We start from the raw sequence: 17536 nt of genomic DNA on the forward strand, positions 1-17536 counted from the left end.
AACGGCAGCAGGTTTTCATGGGGTTTCAATGGTGCGTTTATCTTCGATATGGATAACTTTGAGTTCTTCAGCATCACAATCGCGATGAGAGCGCCCTTCGATACCGATTTTGAAATCTTCATCCAATCCTTGTTCTTTTAGGATTAGTGTAAAAATTTCGGGATGATGGCATGAAACGGCATATCCATCGCCGCTATCTAAAGTGATAATGCCAAAATCTGCAGATGGTGTTCCTATTTGAACTTTGCCCCATTTGCTTAATATCTCTTTAGCCTGTTTCGCCAGATCTTTTTCCGGTTCAAGTAAAATGACGCAAGTACCATTTTCAAAGAGCACCCAAGATTTTTCGTTTCCATTAATGCTCTTTTTCCAAACATCAATTAACTTTTGGCGATAAGTAGGCGTTCCAATTTCAAATATTTCTTTCTTTTCCTTAAAGGAATCTGAAGGTCCCATCAAATTCTCCCAGATAAAGATATTTCCCAAACTCAGCTATGCTGCTCCAACGCCGCGTGGCGTTCGTCATCGGAGACGGCTTCCAAAACCAATTTCCGCTGTTCCTGAGCTTTTTGCGGCTGTCCGGTTTCGTCGAGTACGCGTGCCAGCATGAGGCGGGCGGCGATGCTCGGTTGCAGGGCGATGCTGGCTTCGAGGTAACTTTGCGCCTTGCCCCACAGGCTGCGGCCGTAGGCAAGCTGTCCGAGGTACATCAAGAGCGGTGCGTCGTCGGGTTTGTCTTTCAGCCAAGAATCAGCAAGGTCGATGGCTTTTTGCTGGCCGCGTTCGTTGAAGAAGCGGACGCTTTCGACGAAGGCTTCCAAAAGTTCGGGGCGGCGGTTTTGTGGGTAGTATTGGCGCACCCATTTGACGGCTTCGGTATAGAGTCCGAGACGCTCGTATTTTTCGGCAATGGCGACACACAATTCGTCCGCTTTGAGTCTCTCGGGAATGCGCTTCAGACAGGTTTTCAGACTGGCTGCGTCTGATGCTTCCGCCAATAGGCGGCGGTATGCCCAGCTTTGGTATTGTTCCGCTTCAAAATCGTTAATCGCGCCGACTTTCATCAGTTTTTCGGATTTCGCCAACACATCTTCTGCATCGCCGTGGTCAAAGGCATAACGCAGTTGCAGGCGGGCGAGGCGGGATAGGTTGGGATGGATGCGCGCGGCGGCGTTCAGATTTTCTAGGGCGGTCGGATAATCGCGGCGGCCGAGTGCGGATTCCGCCAACAACAGATAGCGGGAAAGCTGCTGTTTGTTCGGCAGTTTTTCGATGTCTTTCAGGTAGTGGTCGCGCAGTTCGAAGTTTTCCATTTGGTCGGCGGCGTGCGCGCCCAGCATCAACGCGAGATTGCGGTTGTCGCCGGCTTCTTTGTTTTCCAATACTTTGGCGGCTTCCTGCTCCGCTTTTTCAAAGCGGCCTTCAAAAAACGCCAAACCTGCGCTGTTCAAAGCAACGGCTGCCTGACGGCCTTTGCGCGCCGTACCGAAACGCTGCATACGGGCGGGGATGTTCATCAGGCCGACGATGAATTTGATCAGGAAATACAGGGTAACAACAAACAGAACCAGCCCTAAGATAAAGGCGTGCAGGTTGACCCGCATCATGACCTGTCCGACGACGATATAGACATTACCCGTGTAAATACCGGAAGTTAGGACGATGCCGACTGCGGCGGCGAATAAAACGACAATCCAGACGACGGCTTTCATGCACGGCCTCCTTTGGTCTCAGCATCGGCGGCAGGGCGGCTTTGTTTCTCAGGAGCCGCTTTCTTTTCCGGCTCGGAAATGTTTTGCGGTTTGGCCTCGGAAGGCAGCGCCGGAGCTTCTAAAGGCTTCGTGTCTGCTTGGGCGGAAGGGGCGGGTTTCTGCGCAGGGGTAGGTCTTGCTTTGGCAGGATGGGCAGCCCTCGGAGCCGGTGCGGTTTTCGGTGCGGAAGCAGTTTCATTCACCTGCGAGGCGGTTTGAGGAGCGGCAGCTTCGGACGCGGCGGAGGGCAGGGGCGCGGACGCGGCGGTTGTTACGGGTTCGGGCAGCGCAACCGGAGTGCGCGTACCGTCTTGATAGGCGCGGATTGCGCTGAGGCTGGCTTTCAAACTGTCGTCTGAAATCATGCGTACATCCAGCGCTTTCAATTCGGACAACTCTTTCAGCCATGCCTGTGTTGCGGGCGATTTGCCGTCAAAGTATTGTTTGACCGCGGCTTCGACGTAGTTCAAATCGCTTTGATAAACCTCGCCGTTGTGCTGCATCAGCGCGGTACGCGCATCCAAAAGGCGCAGGCGCAGGTTTTCGCGGACGAAATACGCCTGTTCGGGCGACAGCAGCATCGCGTCTTTATTGTCGAGTCGGCGGACTTCCACCAGCCCTTTCAGTGCAACCAAAGATTTATCCCAAGTATTTTGCCACCAAGAGCCTGAAGATGCGCCGTTGCTTTGCGCCTGCTCGCCCGGCTGCAATACGCCGTCCAACACCAGCGGCAGGCCGGAAACGGCGGTTTCCAAACGGTCGAGGCGCAGCGCCGTGCCGGAAATATCGACATACGGACGGTTTTTCAATGCCGCCAAATCATGGCTGACGGCTTGTTTGATGGGCAGCAGCTCGGGCTGGTCGAAACGGCTCAGGCGGCCGTCGATATGTTCCAACACCGCCGCCGCGCCTTGTACGTTGCCCGACAGCAGCAGTTGCTGCGAGGCGAGGTTCAACATGGTTTCCGCTTCGTCAACCAGCCAGTTGACGCGCCCTTTGGTCAGCTCCTGATACGCTTTTTGCGTCAACAGGATTTGTTCGCTGTTTGCCATTTGGGCTTTGCCCAAGCGCTCCAGTTCGGCTTGGATAGCGGTTTGACGGTTTAAATGGTCTTTCAGGAGTAAAGCGTTTTCAGATTCGCCCAAGGCGGCTTTATCGAGCTTTTGGTTAAACGAAAGCTCCTGGTTTTTCAAGACATTTTGTCCTTGCACAAACAAAAAGCCGCTTGCGCCCAAACCCAGCAGCGCCAGCACCAGCGCGCCTACCGCCAGCCCTCTGCCGCCGGATTGTTTGATGATGACGGGGGCGGGTTGGTTTTGGGGAAGATTTTTAGATTCAGACATGTGTGTTCCTGCGTATTCGGAGGTTTTAGGCTGCTTGGCCTTTTTCGGAGCCGCTGTTTCAGACGACCCCGCGTTGCCCTGACTGTCGACGATAATCGGCCGACCGGCTTCGTTTGCTTCGGATGGATTGTCTTCAGACCGGCTCATCGGTTTGCTCCTTAGGAAATGATGAAAGTGCCGCTTTCAGAGAAGCGACGACCCGTATGTGGCGCGCACCCGCCTCGCGAAGCGCGTCGGCTATGCGCGGATGATGGGTGAAGTATAACAAGGATTCAAAGAATCGGGAAAATTGCGGCGGAACCTGCGCAAACAGCCCGCGCACCAGTTCGCCCGAAGCGATAAAGGCGGCATCAATGGACTCGGTATCAAAATCCTGCCAATTCAATTCATTAGGTCGTCTGAAATACACTTCCGCGATTTCCACCGCAAAGTCTTTTTTCTTTAACGACTCTGCCAAAAAATCGCGCCCGCCGCGTCCGCGCACAATCAATATGTGTGCGCCTTGCGGCAGTGTATCCCAAACCGGCAGCCGCAACACCGCCTCGCTGTCGTTGCCTTCTTTCGGCACAGATACATTTTTCGCGCCGCAGCGTTCCAACGCCCGGCCGCTTGCCTGCCCAACCGCAACCTGAACCTTCAGGTCGTCTGAAAAATCCACATACGGCGCCGAGGTTTCAACCACCGTCGGACTGACCCAAAACACCGCATCCGAGCGGGAAAACTGTTCTCCCAAGTCGCGCAACGCCGCTTCGTCAGGCTCGATTTCAACCGGACTCAACACCCGCGCGCGCCACCCTGCCTGCGAACAGGTGCGCACATCATCTCCCGCGCGCGCGGACGGACGGACAATCAGCATGACAGGCATTTCAGACGACCTCTTTAATAGGATGGATAATGGGGCGATGACGTTTAAATCGGTTTGAAAAAGCATATCCAATGGATATAATTCTTTTTGTATTTTTACGGCTGAACCCTGCCAAGTCAATACTGAGTATGGTTTCAATAATGTATTGGACGGTATGGCAGGGTAGAATTCGATTTTAGGAAAACATAATATGAACAAAATAGCGACAATACTTTTCACTGCGTTACTGGTGCCGTCTGTCTCTTTTGCAAGCGGAGACAATGCCGCCAAGATCCGTTTGGTGAAGAAGATTTATCAAGAGGCAAGCCGCGATGATGAATCGGGCGTGAAGGTTTTGAACCGATATGCCGACGATTCTTTGAAAAAAGCCATCCGTACCGCTTCTCGGTCGGCGGATTTGTGTATAGAGGCCGATCCGATATGGAACAGTCAGGATCCCGAAACCGAAGTCAAGGTCAGCGTGTCTGCCTTTTCTAACGGCAAAATTCGTGCCAGCTTCAAACAATGGGGGCATCCGACCAAAGTAGATTATTCGGTCAGCTGCTCCGGTAATGTCTGCAAAGTGACGGATGTCGATCATCTCAAACGGACTTGGCTGCAATGCCGTTAGTTTGTCGAATACATGAAAAGGTCGTCTGAAAATATTTTTCAGACGACCTTTTTTATACTGGGAGCTATCGAGATTCAATAGTTTCCGTTGCGTTGGAAATCCTTGCAAGGCGTCCAACCTTGTTGCGGTTTCCGCCTTGAATCTTCCGCTTTATGAACAAAAATCCGCTTGGAAAATTAGATGTCGAGAGCCACTGGTTACCAAATGCCAAACCATTGTCCGCTTGATTCTTGACGGCGTTCGTTGTGTCCGCCGTTTTGCCCTTCGCGCTCTTCGCGGCGGAAGTCCCACGGGGCTTGGGGATTTTTACCGCTCCACAAGCCTTTGCGTTTTTGTTTCGCCTGTTTTTGGGCGGCGGCGTAATCGGTATAGGCGGTTTTGCTTTGTTGCTTTTTGGCATAGCTGTCGTAATGCCATGCCGCTCCGTCGCGGAGTTGCATGAGGTTCAAATCGGTCGTCCCGACGGAAACTTGCGCGACTTCGCGTTGGTAGCGGTCTGTTTCAAATACGCGTACCTTCGCCTTTTTGCCGTCGGCGGCATCAATCAAGTTGTCCCGCGAACGTGTGCCGTATGCCTGATTGATTTCGGGCGCATCGATATACGCCATGCGGATTTTGTGTTTCGCGCCGTCTTCGTCGATAACGTGGAGGGTGTCGCCGTCGTGGATTTTGGAGATTTTGCCGCGATAGGTATGGGGAGTGGTGGAATTGCGTTTTTGAGTGTGCGGACGGCTTTGGTGTGCAGTATTTTCAGACGACCCTGATTTGACGGTTTCCGATAATAATGCGCCGAAGGCTTCCATACCGAGATGGCTGCTGCCTGTGAGCGCAGAAGCGAATTGCACGCCGGAGCGGATGATTTCGGTATCGCGCGAGCTGTAACCCAATGCGCCCAAGACGGACAAAACCACGGGAAGCCATTTTAAGATTGTTTTGGTTTTCATAAGGTTGACGGTGGTTTGTTTGAGGTCGTCTGAAACTTTTCAGACGACCTTTGACCTTTGGAGGATGGTTGTATTAACCGAACAGCCTGTTTACATCAGAGGCTTTTTTGCGGTAAGGCAGGCGGATGTCGACACGGAAAATGCCGTCGAGTTGGCGGCTTTGGATTTTGGCATCGTTGTCGTACATCAGTGTCAGGCGTTCTTTGAGGTTGTGCAATGCCATCGAGTTGCCTTTGTGCGGTTTGGCGTTTTCGCTGCTTTCAGGCGGGGTGTACGGGTTTTCGATGCGGATGTAGATGGATGATTTGTTGAGCTTGGTAAACACGGTAATCATGCCGGGGCGGTGGGTCGATTCGACGCCGTGGAAGACCGCGTTTTCCAAAAGGGGTTGGAGCAGGAGGTGCGGCGTTTCCGCGTCATCGGGCGCCTGATGCTGCCACATTACCTGCACGCGCATATGGCCCATGCGGATTTGTTCGATGGCGATGTATTCCTGCGCCCATTCGATTTCCTGTCCTAAAGTGCTGCTTTGGCTGCCGTCGCGCAGTTGGGCGCGGAAGAGGTTGGCGAGGTTCTCCAGCAGGGTTTCCGCATCATACGGACGCAGGCGGATAAGGCTGATGGCGGCATTGAGGCTGTTGAACAGGAAATGCGGGCGGATGCGGGCGGTCAGCGCGCTGAGGCGGGCTTCGGAAATCGAAGGCGCAAGGCCGTTCCGGCGCGAAGCTTCGTAATACATCAGCCCGAGCAGGAAAAGGTTGAACAGGAAGAAATGTTGCGAGAGCGTTCTGCCGTGTGTTTTCAGAATGAAGAAATCGACGATTGCAAATATCGATAAATTCAAAAAGTAGGTAATAATGACGCCGTAGGGCGATGTTTTGATGGCAGGGGTGAAGATATTGACGAAATAGGCTTTAACCAAAATCCCCAACAATACGGGAAACACCCATTGGGAATGATGGTAGATCTCTGCGGAATAGGAGAGCGAAGAATCGCTGATCAAGGGTAGAAAGAACAGACTGCCCAAGACAATAATCAAAAGGCGCACGACTGTTGCCGAATTGCGCAGGTCCGGGACGGCGAATGTATTGTTGATTTGACGTATAATAGACATAAAATTTCCAACCGTTTTCTTTTAATGCGTTTATACGAGCCTTATTGGCTCTGTTATTTTATCTGAAGGACGAAACCATGAGTAAGGACAAAACCTGGTCGGGCCGTTTTAACGAGCCTGTTTCCGAGCTGGTGAAAAAATACACCGGTTCGATCGATTTCGATAAACGGCTTGCCGAGTGGGACATTCAGGGTTCGCTGGCTCACGCGCAAATGCTTGTTCAATCAGGTGTTTTGAGTGAAGAAGATTTGGCGGCGATTCGTCAGGGAATGGCGGAGATTATAGCAGAAATCAAGGACGGTACTATTTCTTGGTCGCTGGATTTGGAAGACGTCCACATGAACATCGAACGCCGCCTGACCGAAAAAATCGGCGATGCCGGCAAACGCCTGCATACCGGCCGCAGCCGTAACGACCAAGTTGCCACCGACATCCGCCTGTGGCTGCGCGACCAGATTACCGTCATTCAAGACCTGATTCGAAGCCTTCAGACGGCCTTGGTCGATTTGGCGGAACAAAACGCTGAAACCGTCATGCCCGGTTTCACCCATCTGCAAGTCGCCCAGCCTGTCAGCTTCGGACACCATATGCTCGCCTACGTCGAAATGCTCGGACGCGATTTCGAGCGCATGACCGACTGTCGCAAACGCGTCAACCGTATGCCGCTCGGCGCAGCCGCCCTTGCCGGTACGACCTATCCGATTCAGCGCGAAATCACCGCCGAATTGCTGGGTTTCGAACAAATCTGCCAAAACTCGCTCGATGCCGTATCCGACCGCGATTTTGCCGTCGAGTTCACCGCCGCCGCCTCGCTGATCATGGTTCACCTGAGCCGCCTGTCCGAAGAATTGATTTTGTGGATGAGTCCGCGTTTCGGCTTTATCGACATCGCCGACCGTTTCTGCACAGGTTCGTCCATCATGCCGCAGAAGAAAAATCCTGATGTGCCCGAACTCGTGCGCGGTAAATCCGGCCGTGTCATCGGACACCTTATCGGCTTGATTACCCTGATGAAATCGCAGCCCTTGGCGTACAACAAAGACAATCAGGAAGACAAAGAACCTCTGTTTGACACCGCCGATACGCTCATCGACACCCTGCGGATTTACGCTGACATGATGCGCGGCGTGACCGTCAAACCCGACAATATGCGCGCCGCCGTGATGCAGGGCTTCGCTACCGCCACCGATTTGGCGGATTACTTGGTGAAAAAAGGCATGCCTTTCCGCGACAGCCACGAAGTCGTCGCCCAAGCCGTGCGCCACGCCGACCAAGCAGGCGTCGATTTGAGCGAACTGTCGATCGAAGTCCTGCAAGGTTTCAGCAACCTGATTTCAGACGACGTGTACGGCGTACTGACACCCGAAGGCAGCCTGAACGCGCGTAACCACTTGGGCGGAACCGCGCCGGAACAAGTGCGCTTTCAAGTGAAACGCTGGCGGGAATTGTTGGCTTAAAGAAAATGAAGTAAGGAGGTCGTCTGAAAACTGAACTGGCCCCCAAATCTTGGACACTCATAAAAGCCTATTCAGGCGCTCTGTGTAAGCTGGGTTCTGTATGCGACAGGACTCAGCTTTTTCAATTTCAAACTGCAACGCTCCCGGTTGTAGTAATCCATATAGTCATCTATCTGTTTCATCAATTCGTCCACCGTCAATTCTCCTGCGTTATAGAAACACTCCGTCTTCAACACCGCAAAGAAGCTTTCCATCGGTGCATTGTCCCAAAAATTCTCCTTACGCGACATGCTTTGAACCATGGAATGTTGGGCAAGCAATTCCCTATACCCCGCCGTACGGTACAGCACGCCTTGGTCAGAATGAAGCATCGTTCCTTTATCAGTCAGACGGGGTGCGGCTTTTTCGAGCATTTCCTTCACCATTTCGCTGTCGGCTCTGCGGCTCATGGCGTAGGCGACGATCTCGCGGTTGAACAAGTCCAAGATTGGCGAGAGGTACAGTTTGCCGTCCTTCCCTTTGAGTTCGGTAACGTCGGTCAGCCATTTTTCGTTGGGCTTTCGGGCTTTGAACCGGCGTTTGAGGAGGTTTTCCGATATTTCGTCCATAGCGGGATGGCGGTAGGCTTTTTTCGCCCGTATGAGGGCTTTCAGTTCCAACTGCTTCATCAATCGCGCCACTTTTTTGCGGTTCCAACCCAATGCTGCGGCAATGCGCCTTTGTCCGTAGCGTCCTTTATGCCGCCGGTAGGTTTCGACAAGGAGGGCTTTGTCGGCTTCGTCGGGGTCGGGTCGGTTTTGGTGGTGGTAGTAAAAGCTGCTTTTAGGCAGGTTTGCGATGTGCAGCAGGTATTTGAGCGGGTGTTGCGCCCTCAGTGTTTGGACGGTTTGGCTTTGTCCTTTTCGGTCTGTTTTTGGCTGAGGGCTTTTAACTCCTTTAGATAGGCAACCTTTGCGCGCATATAGCACAGTTCTTCAATAAGTTCTGCCTGTGTTTTTTCTTGGTCGGGTTTATCTGCGATGAAGGGGTTTTTGCGGTGTTGGGGCATGGTTTTGGATTGTGGATGTTCGAGTGCGCCGATGCCGCCTTCTTGATAGGCGCGTATCCATCGTCTCAGGTGGGTTCGGGAAATGCCGTAGTGGTCTGCGGTACGCTGTTGGCTGCGTATGTGCAGGTAGTGGAGTACGGCTTGGTATTTGAAGTGTAATGTATATTTGCTCATAAAAAAACTGCACCTTGTGAGTTGGAGGGGATGTCCAACTTTTGGGGTGCAGTTCAAGGCCAGTATGCGGTAGCATACGGCCTTTCCTGCAAGAAAGATTGCCATGAGCTACATGCAACTGACCCAAGACGAACGATACCATATCCAATACCTGTCCCGCCACTGCACCATCGCCGAAATCGCCAAACAACTTAACCGCCACAAAAGCATCATCAGCCGAGAAATCAAGCGGCACTGCATCCAAGGACAGCAATACAGCGCCGATAAAGCACAGAAGCAAAGCCGGCTGACCAAACAGCACCGGCGAAAACCCTATAAGCTCGATTCGCAGCTGGTTCAACACATCGACACCCTTATCCGCCGCAAACTCAGTCCCGAACAAGTATGTGCCTACCTGCATAAACACCACGGGATCACACTCCATCACAGCACCGTTTACCGCTACCTTCGGCCAAGACAAAAGCAACGGCGGCACCTTGTGGCAACACCTCAGAATATGCAGCAAAACCTACCGCAAACGCTACGGCAGCACATAGACCAGAGGCAAAGTGCCCAACCGCGTCGGTATAGAAAACCGACCCGCCGTCGTCGATCAAAAAGCCCGCATCGGCGATTGGGAAGCCGACACCATCGTCGGCAAAGGACAGAAAAGTGCATTATTGACCTTGGTTGGACGCGTTACCCGCTACGCCATCATCTGCAATGAGTTCGGAAACTGCGTGCATCGCAGGGCGACATAAATTCTGGTTATGCGCCAGGATACATTGATAATCGACGCAATAGGTGTGGTAATCCTCGACCTCAATGTTGTAGACAGTGGTGCGGCAGCGGCGGTAATGCCGTTGTCCGAGCAGGTTCTCGTTGTTCGGTACGTCTGCCCAATCCAATGTCGGGCGATTCAGTGATTCGTCAGTTAGAACCATCTCATAGCTGTTGCCTAAATTCGACTCTTTCCAGCCGTAAGCCAGGTTGGTTGGCTGTGCCCATTTAAAAGCGGTATTTGAAGCCCAACACTGCGCTGCGCGCTTCGCCGTAGGCGAGGAAGGTGGAAAGCGTACGGTAGCGGGTGTTGAAGACGTTGTTGACGTTTAAGGTGGCTTCGGAGTTTTTGCCGATGCGGTAGGCGGCCATCAGGTCAACCAGGGTGTAAGCTTTCTGGGTGGCAGACTTGCGGGCGCGTTCGAGCGAGGGAGCGTCGTTTTCGTCGGCCAGCGCGCTTTTGTTGATGTTGCTGGTTTTACTCTGCCAGCGCAGGCTGCCGCCGAGGGTGAGACGCTCGTTCAAATCATAGGTGGTGGCGAGTTTGATTTGGTGGCGCGGCAGGTCGGCTTCGTAGGAGTCTTCGCCGCCTTTGCGGTTTTGCACGGTGTAGCCTGCGCTGACGAACCAGTTGTCGTTAATGCGGCCGGCGGCTTCGGTTTCAAAGCCGCGTGTGCGGATGTTGTCTTCGGAAACGTAGTAGTCGCCGCTTTCCACGTATTTGGGCATGCCGTTTTTGCGGGTGTCAAAGAGGGCGGCGGAGACGTTGAGGCGTTGGTCGAAAAATTCGCCTTTGAGGCCGATTTCGATGTTGCGGCCGGTGGTGGGTTTGAGGAAGCGTCCGTCTTGGCCTTTGTCGAACACGGGCTCGAACGAGGTGCCGTAGCTGATGTAGGCGGAGAGGTTTTCGCTCAGGTCGAACACGGCGCCGATGTAGGGGGTGGCTTTGCTGCGGGTTACTTTTTCGTTTGTGCCTGCGACGTGTTCGGCTTTTTGCATGGTGATGCGGCTGTAGCGCGCGCCGCCGATCAGGGCGAGGCGTTCGACGGGGCGGAAGCGGGTGGCGAAGTAGCCGCCGAACTGGCGGGCACGGATGTCGTCGTCGGCGGTATATTCCGCGTCGGGTACGGGGTTGGCCGAGCGCAGGCTGCGGTTGTTTAGAAAGTCGTGCAGGCCGAAGGCGTTGTCGTAACGGGCAAAGCGGCTGGGGGCGCGGTTTTTGGTGTTGAAGCCGCTGATGCCGAACAGGATGTCGTGTTTGCGACCGAGAAGGTTGTATTTGCCGTCCACCGAGGCGACGAAGCTATGGGTGGTGCTTTTTTCGCCGGAATCGGTTTCGAGCAGGTCGATTTGGCGGGTGTCGTGGTCGGTTTTCATCGCCGCGTAGCCCTGCCGGTCGTGTATGGTGTTGCGCGTCCAGTTGTATTCGAGCTTGGTTTTCCAGTCGGGCGAAAAGCGGTGGCGTACTTCGGCGAACACGTTGCGGCTGCTGTATTTGTAGGATGTGCCTTTGGGCGAATTGTTGGCGTGGCGGCTGATTTCGTTTTTCAGCGGGTAGCCTTCGCTGTCGTAGGCGGTGGGCAGGAAGACGGGGGTGTCGGTTTCGCGGCGGTTTTGCAGCTGCGTGCCGACGGAGAGGGTGGTGGCGGGGGCGGCATCCCATTCGGCAACGGCATACAGGCTGCTGTTGCGCATTTTCGCGTCTTCAATCATGTAGCCGCTGCGCTCGTGTCCGGCCACAATGCGTCCGCGCAGGCTGCCCTCGGTGTTCAGGCTGCCTGAAACGTCGCCGTTTACGCCCCAACGGCTGTGGTTGCCGATTTCAGTGCCGATTTCGGCTTTGAAGTCTTTGGTGGGACGTTTGCGCACGAGGCTCACTTGTGCGGAGGGATCGCCCGTGCCGCCCAAGAGGGCGGACGCGCCGCGCAACACTTCCACGCGGTCTAGCGCGCGGGTATCCACGCCGCCCCAGCCTGTCCACGAGTCTTTGCTGAAACCGGAGCTGCGGTAGGGCACGCCGTCCATCTGGAAGTTTTTCACTTCCATGCCGCGCGAGTGCAGCCCGGCATAGCGGTCGCTGCCGCCGCTGCCGCTTTTCACGGTAACGCCGTTGGTCTGCTCCATCACTTTGCGCAGGCTGTCGAGTTTCCAGTCTTCCATTTGTTTGGCGGTCATGACGCTGACGCTCTGCGGCGTTTCGCGCAGGGTCATGCCGATGCCCAGCGGAGCGTAAGTGCCTGCGGTGGAATAGCCTTGGTTGAGCGTGGCGGGTTTTGTGCCGGTAACGGTGACCGTATCCAAGGCGGCTTCGTCTTCGGCAAAGGCAAACAGCGGCATCAGCGCCAGCGCGAGCAGGGTGGGACGGCTTTTCGGGTATTTCATAAGGATGTCCTTGATGGTGGTTAAAGTTGAAAACGATAGCGATTATACTTGTTCCACATTGTTTTTTATAAGTTTTGTTTGAATTTGTTTTACAGAAGCACGCAGAGGCCGTCTGAAAGCGAAGCGTCAACGGCGTGAAAACGGCCGAACCCGCAGGCATGCGGTTTCATTTCTTTGAAGCCTTGCTTTCAGACGACCTCATGACGCAGCCCGAGCGCGCAAAGGCCGTCTGAAACGGCTGTTCAGACGGCCTTTCCCGTTTGCGCTCCGGCGGACGGCCTGCGGTTGAGGCACGCCGCAAAGCGTGCTAAAAGGCGGCCTTTCCCGTTTGAACCGATTGGAGTTCCCATGCCTACCCGCCGTGAATTTTTATTGTCTGCCGCCGGCGCGACCGTGTTGCTTACCGTGGGCGGCTGCGCTGCGTTGGGCGGCGCGTCGGATAATGCCGTCGAATCGGCCGCCGCCGTAACCCGCGTGTTTGGCGACGGGATGCGGCTGGTGGCGGTGGCGGTGAAGTACCGCGCCGATGTGTCCGCCGCCGCGCTTGAGCCGTCGCAATACGGCGTGGCGGGGCGCACGGTGGAGCGCGTTTATGTGGCGCAAAGTGCCGACGGGGCGCCGTCTGAACGCGGCCGTTTTGTGGTTGTGCAGCTCAATCCGTATGACGAGGGCGCGTTGCTTACCGTAAAAAAAGGCCGCCCTGCCAACAAACCGGCCAATGCCGCCCCCGCCAAAAACGACCCGGGCAAGGCGGGCGACAAGGGCGACAGCGCGCCCACGCTTAAAGCCGCCGCTGCCGAAGTAAACATCGGTGCGCAAACCGTTCAGACCAGCGTTGTCATCAACGAAGTATTCGACGACTTCGTCCAGCGCGAATACGCCGACAAACAAACGGGCAAAACCGTGCGCTACAACCTGTTTGCGCCGAAGAATATCGAAGATGGCAAACGCTATCCGCTGGTGCTGTTTATGCACGACGCGGGTGTAACCGGCACCATCGTTAAAGCGCCGCTGTATCAGGGCAACGGCGCGATTGCGTGGGCGTCGCCCGAATTTCAGGCGCAGCATCCCTGCTTTGTGATTGCGCCCGAGTTTGACGAAATTATTGTGGACGATACCAGCACCGCGTCCAACTATCTCGATGCCACTATCAACCTAATCAAATACTTGCAAACCAAGTTACCCATCGACGGCAAACGGCTCTACACCACCGGCCAGTCGGGCGGCGGCATGATGTCGATTGCGATGAACATCAAATATCCCGACTTTTTCGCCACGTCATATCTCGTTGCCTGCCAATGGAATCCCGCGCTGCTCACGCCGCAGATGAAAAACGTGAAATGGTGGATTACCGTGTCGCAGGATGACGCCAAAGCCTACCCGGGCGAAATCGCCATCACCGAAAAACTCGCTTCGTTTGGCGCAAAAGTCGCCCGCGCCGACGATTGGGACGCGCAATGGCCGGTCGACAAGTTTCAGACGGCCTTCGACAAAATCGCCGCGCAAAACGCCAATGTGAATTTCGTTACCTTTGCCAAAGGTACGGTGTTCAAAACCGCCGCCGAAGCCAACGCGGGCGGCGCGTCGGGGCACACGTCCACGTGGAAATACGCCTACAACATCACGCCGGTATTGGATTGGATTTTTCAGCAACGCAGGGCGTAGCTCGGGTTGAGACCTGATGAGACCTTTGCAAAATCCCCCCAAAATCCCCTAAATTCCCATCAAGACATTTAGGGGATTTCTCATGAGCACCTTCTTCCAGCAAACCGCACAAGCCATGATTGCCAAACACATCGATCGCTTCCCACTATTGAAGTTGGATCAGGTGATTGATTGGCAACCGATCGAACAGTACCTGAATCGTCAAAGAACCCGTTACCTTCGAGACCACCGCGGCCGTCCCGCCTATCCCCTGTTGTCCATGTTCAAAGCCGTCCTGCTCGGACAATGGCACAGCCTCTCCGATCCCGAACTCGAACACAGCCTCATCACCCGCATCGATTTCAACCTGTTTTGCCGTTTTGACGAACTGAGCATCTCCGATTACAGCATCTTATGCCGCTACCGCAACTGGCTGGCGCAAGACGACACCCTGTCCGAACTGCTGGAATTGATTAACCGCCAACTGACCGAAAAAGGCCTAAAAGTAGAGAAAGCATCCGCCGCCGTCATTGACGCCACCATTATTCAGACCGCCGGCAGCAAACAGCGTCAGGCCATAGAAGTCGATGACGAAGGGCAAGTCAGCGGTCAAACCACACCGAGCAAAGATGAAGATGCCCGTTGGACAAAGAAAAACGGTTTATACAGACTCGGTTACAAACAACATACCCGCACCGATGAGGAAGGCTATATCGAGAAACTGCACATTACCCCAGCCAATACCCATGAGTGCAACCACCTGTCACCTTTGCTGGAAGGTATAGCCGAAGGTACGACCGTCTATGCCGACAAAGGCTATGACAGCAAGGAAAACCGGCAACATCTGAAAGAACATCGGTTACCGGACGGCATTATGCGCAAAGCCCACCGCAACCGTCCGCTGACGGAAGCGCAAACCAAACGCAACCGATATTTATCGAAGACCCGTTATGTGGTCGAACAAAGCTTCGGTACGCTGCACCGTAAATTCCGCTACGCCCGGGCAGCCTATTTTGGGCTGATTAAAGTGAGTGCGCAAAGCCATCTGAAGGCGATGTGTTTAAACCTGTTGAAGGCGGCTAACAGGCTAAGTGCGCCCGCTGCTGCCTAAAAGGCGGCTCGGATGCCTGATTATGGGGCGTCCGGGGAGGATTAAGGGGGTATTTGGGTAAAATTAGGCGCAATTAGGGGCGAAAACAGCCGAAAATCTTTATTTAGGTTCCGGCTGTCAGCGAAAAGGTGAAGAGAGGTATTTTGCAAAGGTCTCTGGTTGTGGGAAGCAAGCTGAATGTACGGGTGAATTCCGCCGTAAAACTGAAACGCCGTCTGAATTCGTTCAGACGGCGTTTTGTTTTCTAACCCTCAATCCCGCAGAAACTTGTCAATCATCGCCCAGGCAGCGGAAAAGCCGCTTTGCAGCACGCCGTGCGGGGCGTTGGCAACGATGGCGAGTTGCGCCTTGGGCATGGCGCGGTAGGCGGCAAGTACGGTATCGAGCGGGGCGTTTTGGTCTTTTTCGCCCGCCAGCAGCAGCGTTGGCGTTTGGATGTGGGCGAAATCGGCGCGGCTCATGCCGAAGCGGTTTTACAAGCCCGACCACATCGGGGCGATGCCCGTACCTTTGCCGAGGAAGAAGCCGAACAGGATGTTCATCTCGCCCAGCGGTTCGAGGAAACGGCTGTTGCGTAAGCCGCCTGCATCCACCGCCTTGAAGCCCATGTCCGCGGTCAGCGCTGCCGCCCGTTTTTTCGCCTCTTCATCATCGGCGGCGAGAAATACCTGAACCGTCTGCCCACTGCGTGCGGCCGGGTCGAGCAATTGGGCGAAAACGGTGTTGAATCCTTTGACCACGGCCGCCTGCGGTGCGGCTTTGGCGATTTCCTCGGCAGCGGACGTCGTAAAGCCCAGCGACAGGTTTTGGAAATCCGCCGTAACGGGATTGCTGATGTCAATCAGCGTCTTGCCCGAAACATCGAGCTGCTGCAACACTTCCGCCGCAGCGGCATAAGGCAGGGCGAGAAACACGGTCTGCGCCGCAGCAACGGCCTGTGCAAGCGTGCCGCCCTGCGCCTGTGCGCCGGTTTTCTGCGCCAGCGCCTGCGCTTTGGCAGCGTCGCGTGCGCCGATAAATACATTTTTGCCGGCAGCGGTCAGTGCGGCAGCCAGCCCTGCGGCCATATTGCCGCTTCCGATAATAGCGATGTTGCTCATGTTGTTGCTCCTGTGCTTGTTGGGATGGCGGGATTATCGCTCTTCCAAATCCGCAAGAGTAGACGCTAAAATGAAAACGAAATTTTCAGATATGGAAAGCAAAGATGGATTTCAACGCGATAAAAGTGTTTACCGCCGTGGTGCAGGCGGGCAGTTTGTCGGCGGGGGCAGCGCGCTTGCAGATGCCCGTTGCCACCGTCAGCCGCAAAATCAAAGAGCTGGAAAACGGCCTCAACGTGCAGCTTTTGGAACGTACGGGGCGCGGCGTGCAGCCGACGCTTATCGGTCAGCAGGTGTACGAGCAGGCGCATTTGAGCGTGGAAACGCTGGATAACATCGCGCAGCAAGTCATCGGCGAGCAGGCGCAATGTGCCGGGCGCTTGCGCCTGTCGCTACCGTTGACGTTTGAGCCGGGCTGGCTGCTGCTGGGCGATTTTCAGGCTGCCTATCCGCGGATTGAGGTCTTCGTCCTCGCCACCGAGCGCAAACTGGATTTGTTGGCCGAAGGCATCGATGTTGCCTTGCGCAGCGGCGGTTTGGCAACCGACAGCCTCGTCGCCCGCAAATTCGGCGACATGCGCCTGCAACTGGTCGCCAGCCCCGACCTGCTCGCCCGCTGCGGCACGCCGCACCGCCCCGATGAGTTGGCGCAAAAACCCTGCATCGGCTGGTCGCCCCTGCCCGAACATCCCGTGCGCTGGTCGCTCGGCGGACAAAGCATCATCCCGCCCGCCGCCTTCTGCTGCAACGACTACCGCCAACTGCGCCAGCTCGCCCTGCTGGGGCGCGGCATCACCGACCTGCCCGATTTCTTCGCCCGCCCGCTGCTTGCCGAAGGCGCATTGGTCGAAGTGCTGCCCGATTTCCCCTTCCCGCAGCTGCCGCTGCACCTGCTCTACGTCAAGCACCGCCACCCGTCGAGCGTGGTGCGGGTATTTGTCGAATTTTGTTTGGATAATGCGGGCAAGTATTTGGCATAAACCCGAAAGCTGCCCTACCCCGCCCGTTCCGCCAACACCTCGCCCAAAAAATCCGCCACCGCGCGGATTTTTGCCGAGCGGCGCAAGTCTTCGTGCAGCACCAAATAAATATCGGCGGCGAATTCTTCCTTTTCCGTCGCATCATGCAGTGCCGTAGGTTGGGTATTCATGCCCGATAAGTTTCGTTTACACAACGTCGGGCATGAATACCCGACCTGCGCGGGAATGACGCCGTTTAGAAAAGCAGAGTTTTC

The 17536-nt window shown here is 55.0% G+C and carries 18 protein-coding genes and 1 pseudogene; 6 read left to right on the forward strand and 13 right to left on the reverse strand.

Translation table 11 applies throughout. The features are described from left to right. Positions 1-15 precede the first annotated feature (15 nt). The 4 genes from MON40_RS05620 to MON40_RS05635 are packed head-to-tail and all read right to left on the reverse strand — an operon-like array spanning position 16 to position 3959. Positions 16-456, reverse strand: coding sequence for a hypothetical protein (locus MON40_RS05620; protein WP_003778183.1), 441 nt, complete (start codon positions 454-456; stop codon positions 16-18). A gap of 32 nt (positions 457-488) precedes the next feature. Beyond that, positions 489-1712 (reverse strand): heme biosynthesis protein HemY, encoded by a 1224-nt coding sequence (locus MON40_RS05625; protein WP_003778185.1) that lies wholly within the window; start codon positions 1710-1712, stop codon positions 489-491. After that, positions 1709-3241 (reverse strand): uroporphyrinogen-III C-methyltransferase, encoded by a 1533-nt coding sequence (locus tag MON40_RS05630; RefSeq protein WP_003778187.1) that lies wholly within the window; start codon positions 3239-3241, stop codon positions 1709-1711. Before MON40_RS05630 ends, MON40_RS05625 begins: the two co-directional genes overlap by 4 nt. Further along, on the reverse strand, positions 3228-3959 hold the full coding sequence (locus MON40_RS05635) for a uroporphyrinogen-III synthase (protein ID WP_242926045.1): 732 nt from the start codon (positions 3957-3959) through the stop codon (positions 3228-3230). Before MON40_RS05635 ends, MON40_RS05630 begins: the two co-directional genes overlap by 14 nt. Positions 3960-4149: 190 nt before the next feature. Here MON40_RS05635 and MON40_RS05640 point away from each other — a divergent pair, with 190 nt between their 5' ends. Further along, a complete protein-coding gene (locus MON40_RS05640; RefSeq protein WP_003778192.1) occupies positions 4150-4569 on the forward strand; it encodes a hypothetical protein in 420 nt (139 codons plus the stop codon). Between the two features lie 197 nt (positions 4570-4766). Here MON40_RS05640 and MON40_RS05645 read toward each other — a convergent pair whose 3' ends face one another. Together MON40_RS05645 and MON40_RS05650 are read right to left on the reverse strand one after the other, a co-directional pair. Next, the gene (locus MON40_RS05645; RefSeq protein ID WP_003778194.1) at positions 4767-5513 is read right to left on the reverse strand and encodes a thermonuclease family protein; all 747 of its coding nucleotides are present in this window, start codon (positions 5511-5513) and stop codon (positions 4767-4769) included. A 73-nt stretch (positions 5514-5586) separates the two neighbouring features. After that, the gene (locus tag MON40_RS05650; RefSeq protein WP_003755259.1) at positions 5587-6627 is read right to left on the reverse strand and encodes a sensor histidine kinase; all 1041 of its coding nucleotides are present in this window, start codon (positions 6625-6627) and stop codon (positions 5587-5589) included. Between the two features lie 77 nt (positions 6628-6704). On the opposite strand from MON40_RS05650, the gene argH reads away from it, so the two are divergent. Continuing rightward, entirely contained in the window at positions 6705-8084 is a 1380-nt protein-coding gene (gene argH / locus MON40_RS05655) for an argininosuccinate lyase (RefSeq protein WP_039862957.1), read from the forward strand. Between the two features lie 71 nt (positions 8085-8155). On the opposite strand, the gene MON40_RS05660 is transcribed toward argH, so the two are convergent. After that, positions 8156-9052, reverse strand: coding sequence for an IS3 family transposase (locus tag MON40_RS05660; protein WP_242926020.1), 897 nt, complete (start codon positions 9050-9052; stop codon positions 8156-8158). Then, entirely contained in the window at positions 8956-9306 is a 351-nt protein-coding gene (locus MON40_RS05665) for a helix-turn-helix domain-containing protein (protein ID WP_242926021.1), read from the reverse strand. Before MON40_RS05665 ends, MON40_RS05660 begins: the two co-directional genes overlap by 97 nt. Before the next feature lie 103 nt (positions 9307-9409). On the opposite strand from MON40_RS05665, the pseudogene MON40_RS05670 reads away from it, so the two are divergent. Then, positions 9410-10007 (forward strand): annotated as a pseudogene (locus tag MON40_RS05670) (IS30 family transposase); the annotation flags it as partial. Here the strand turns inward: MON40_RS05670 and MON40_RS05675 are convergent. Continuing rightward, positions 9963-10229 carry a hypothetical protein gene (locus tag MON40_RS05675; RefSeq protein ID WP_224783336.1) on the reverse strand — a complete coding sequence of 89 codons (267 nt, stop codon included), beginning with the start codon at positions 10227-10229 and terminating at the stop codon, positions 9963-9965. The pseudogene MON40_RS05670 and the gene MON40_RS05675 sit on opposite strands and share 45 nt — an antisense overlap. A 64-nt stretch (positions 10230-10293) precedes the next feature. Next, positions 10294-12447, reverse strand: coding sequence for a TonB-dependent siderophore receptor (locus tag MON40_RS05680; RefSeq protein ID WP_003778204.1), 2154 nt, complete (start codon positions 12445-12447; stop codon positions 10294-10296). Positions 12448-12795: 348 nt separating this feature from the next. Between MON40_RS05680 and MON40_RS05685 the strand changes: the two genes are divergently transcribed. Together MON40_RS05685 and MON40_RS05690 are read left to right on the forward strand one after the other, a co-directional pair. Beyond that, positions 12796-14112, forward strand: coding sequence for a hypothetical protein (locus tag MON40_RS05685; RefSeq protein ID WP_003778208.1), 1317 nt, complete (start codon positions 12796-12798; stop codon positions 14110-14112). 82 nt (positions 14113-14194) lie between these two features. Next, a complete protein-coding gene (locus MON40_RS05690; protein ID WP_003778210.1) occupies positions 14195-15202 on the forward strand; it encodes an IS5 family transposase in 1008 nt (335 codons plus the stop codon). 251 nt (positions 15203-15453) lie between these two features. Here the strand turns inward: MON40_RS05690 and MON40_RS05695 are convergent, their stop codons facing one another. After that, a complete protein-coding gene (locus MON40_RS05695) occupies positions 15454-15663 on the reverse strand; it encodes an alpha/beta fold hydrolase (RefSeq protein ID WP_003778212.1) in 210 nt (69 codons plus the stop codon). 12 nt (positions 15664-15675) lie between these two features. After that, a complete protein-coding gene (locus tag MON40_RS05700; protein WP_003778214.1) occupies positions 15676-16302 on the reverse strand; it encodes an NADPH-dependent F420 reductase in 627 nt (208 codons plus the stop codon). 104 nt (positions 16303-16406) lie between these two features. Here MON40_RS05700 and MON40_RS05705 point away from each other — a divergent pair, with 104 nt between their 5' ends. Further along, on the forward strand, positions 16407-17282 hold the full coding sequence (locus tag MON40_RS05705) for a LysR family transcriptional regulator (RefSeq protein ID WP_003778217.1): 876 nt from the start codon (positions 16407-16409) through the stop codon (positions 17280-17282). A 14-nt stretch (positions 17283-17296) separates the two neighbouring features. Here MON40_RS05705 and MON40_RS05710 read toward each other — a convergent pair whose 3' ends face one another. Further along, positions 17297-17452 (reverse strand): hypothetical protein, encoded by a 156-nt coding sequence (locus tag MON40_RS05710; protein ID WP_003778220.1) that lies wholly within the window; start codon positions 17450-17452, stop codon positions 17297-17299. Positions 17453-17536: the final 84 nt, after the last annotated feature.

This window comes from Neisseria macacae ATCC 33926 (genome assembly GCF_022749495.1).
Lineage (GTDB): Bacteria > Pseudomonadota > Gammaproteobacteria > Burkholderiales > Neisseriaceae > Neisseria > Neisseria macacae.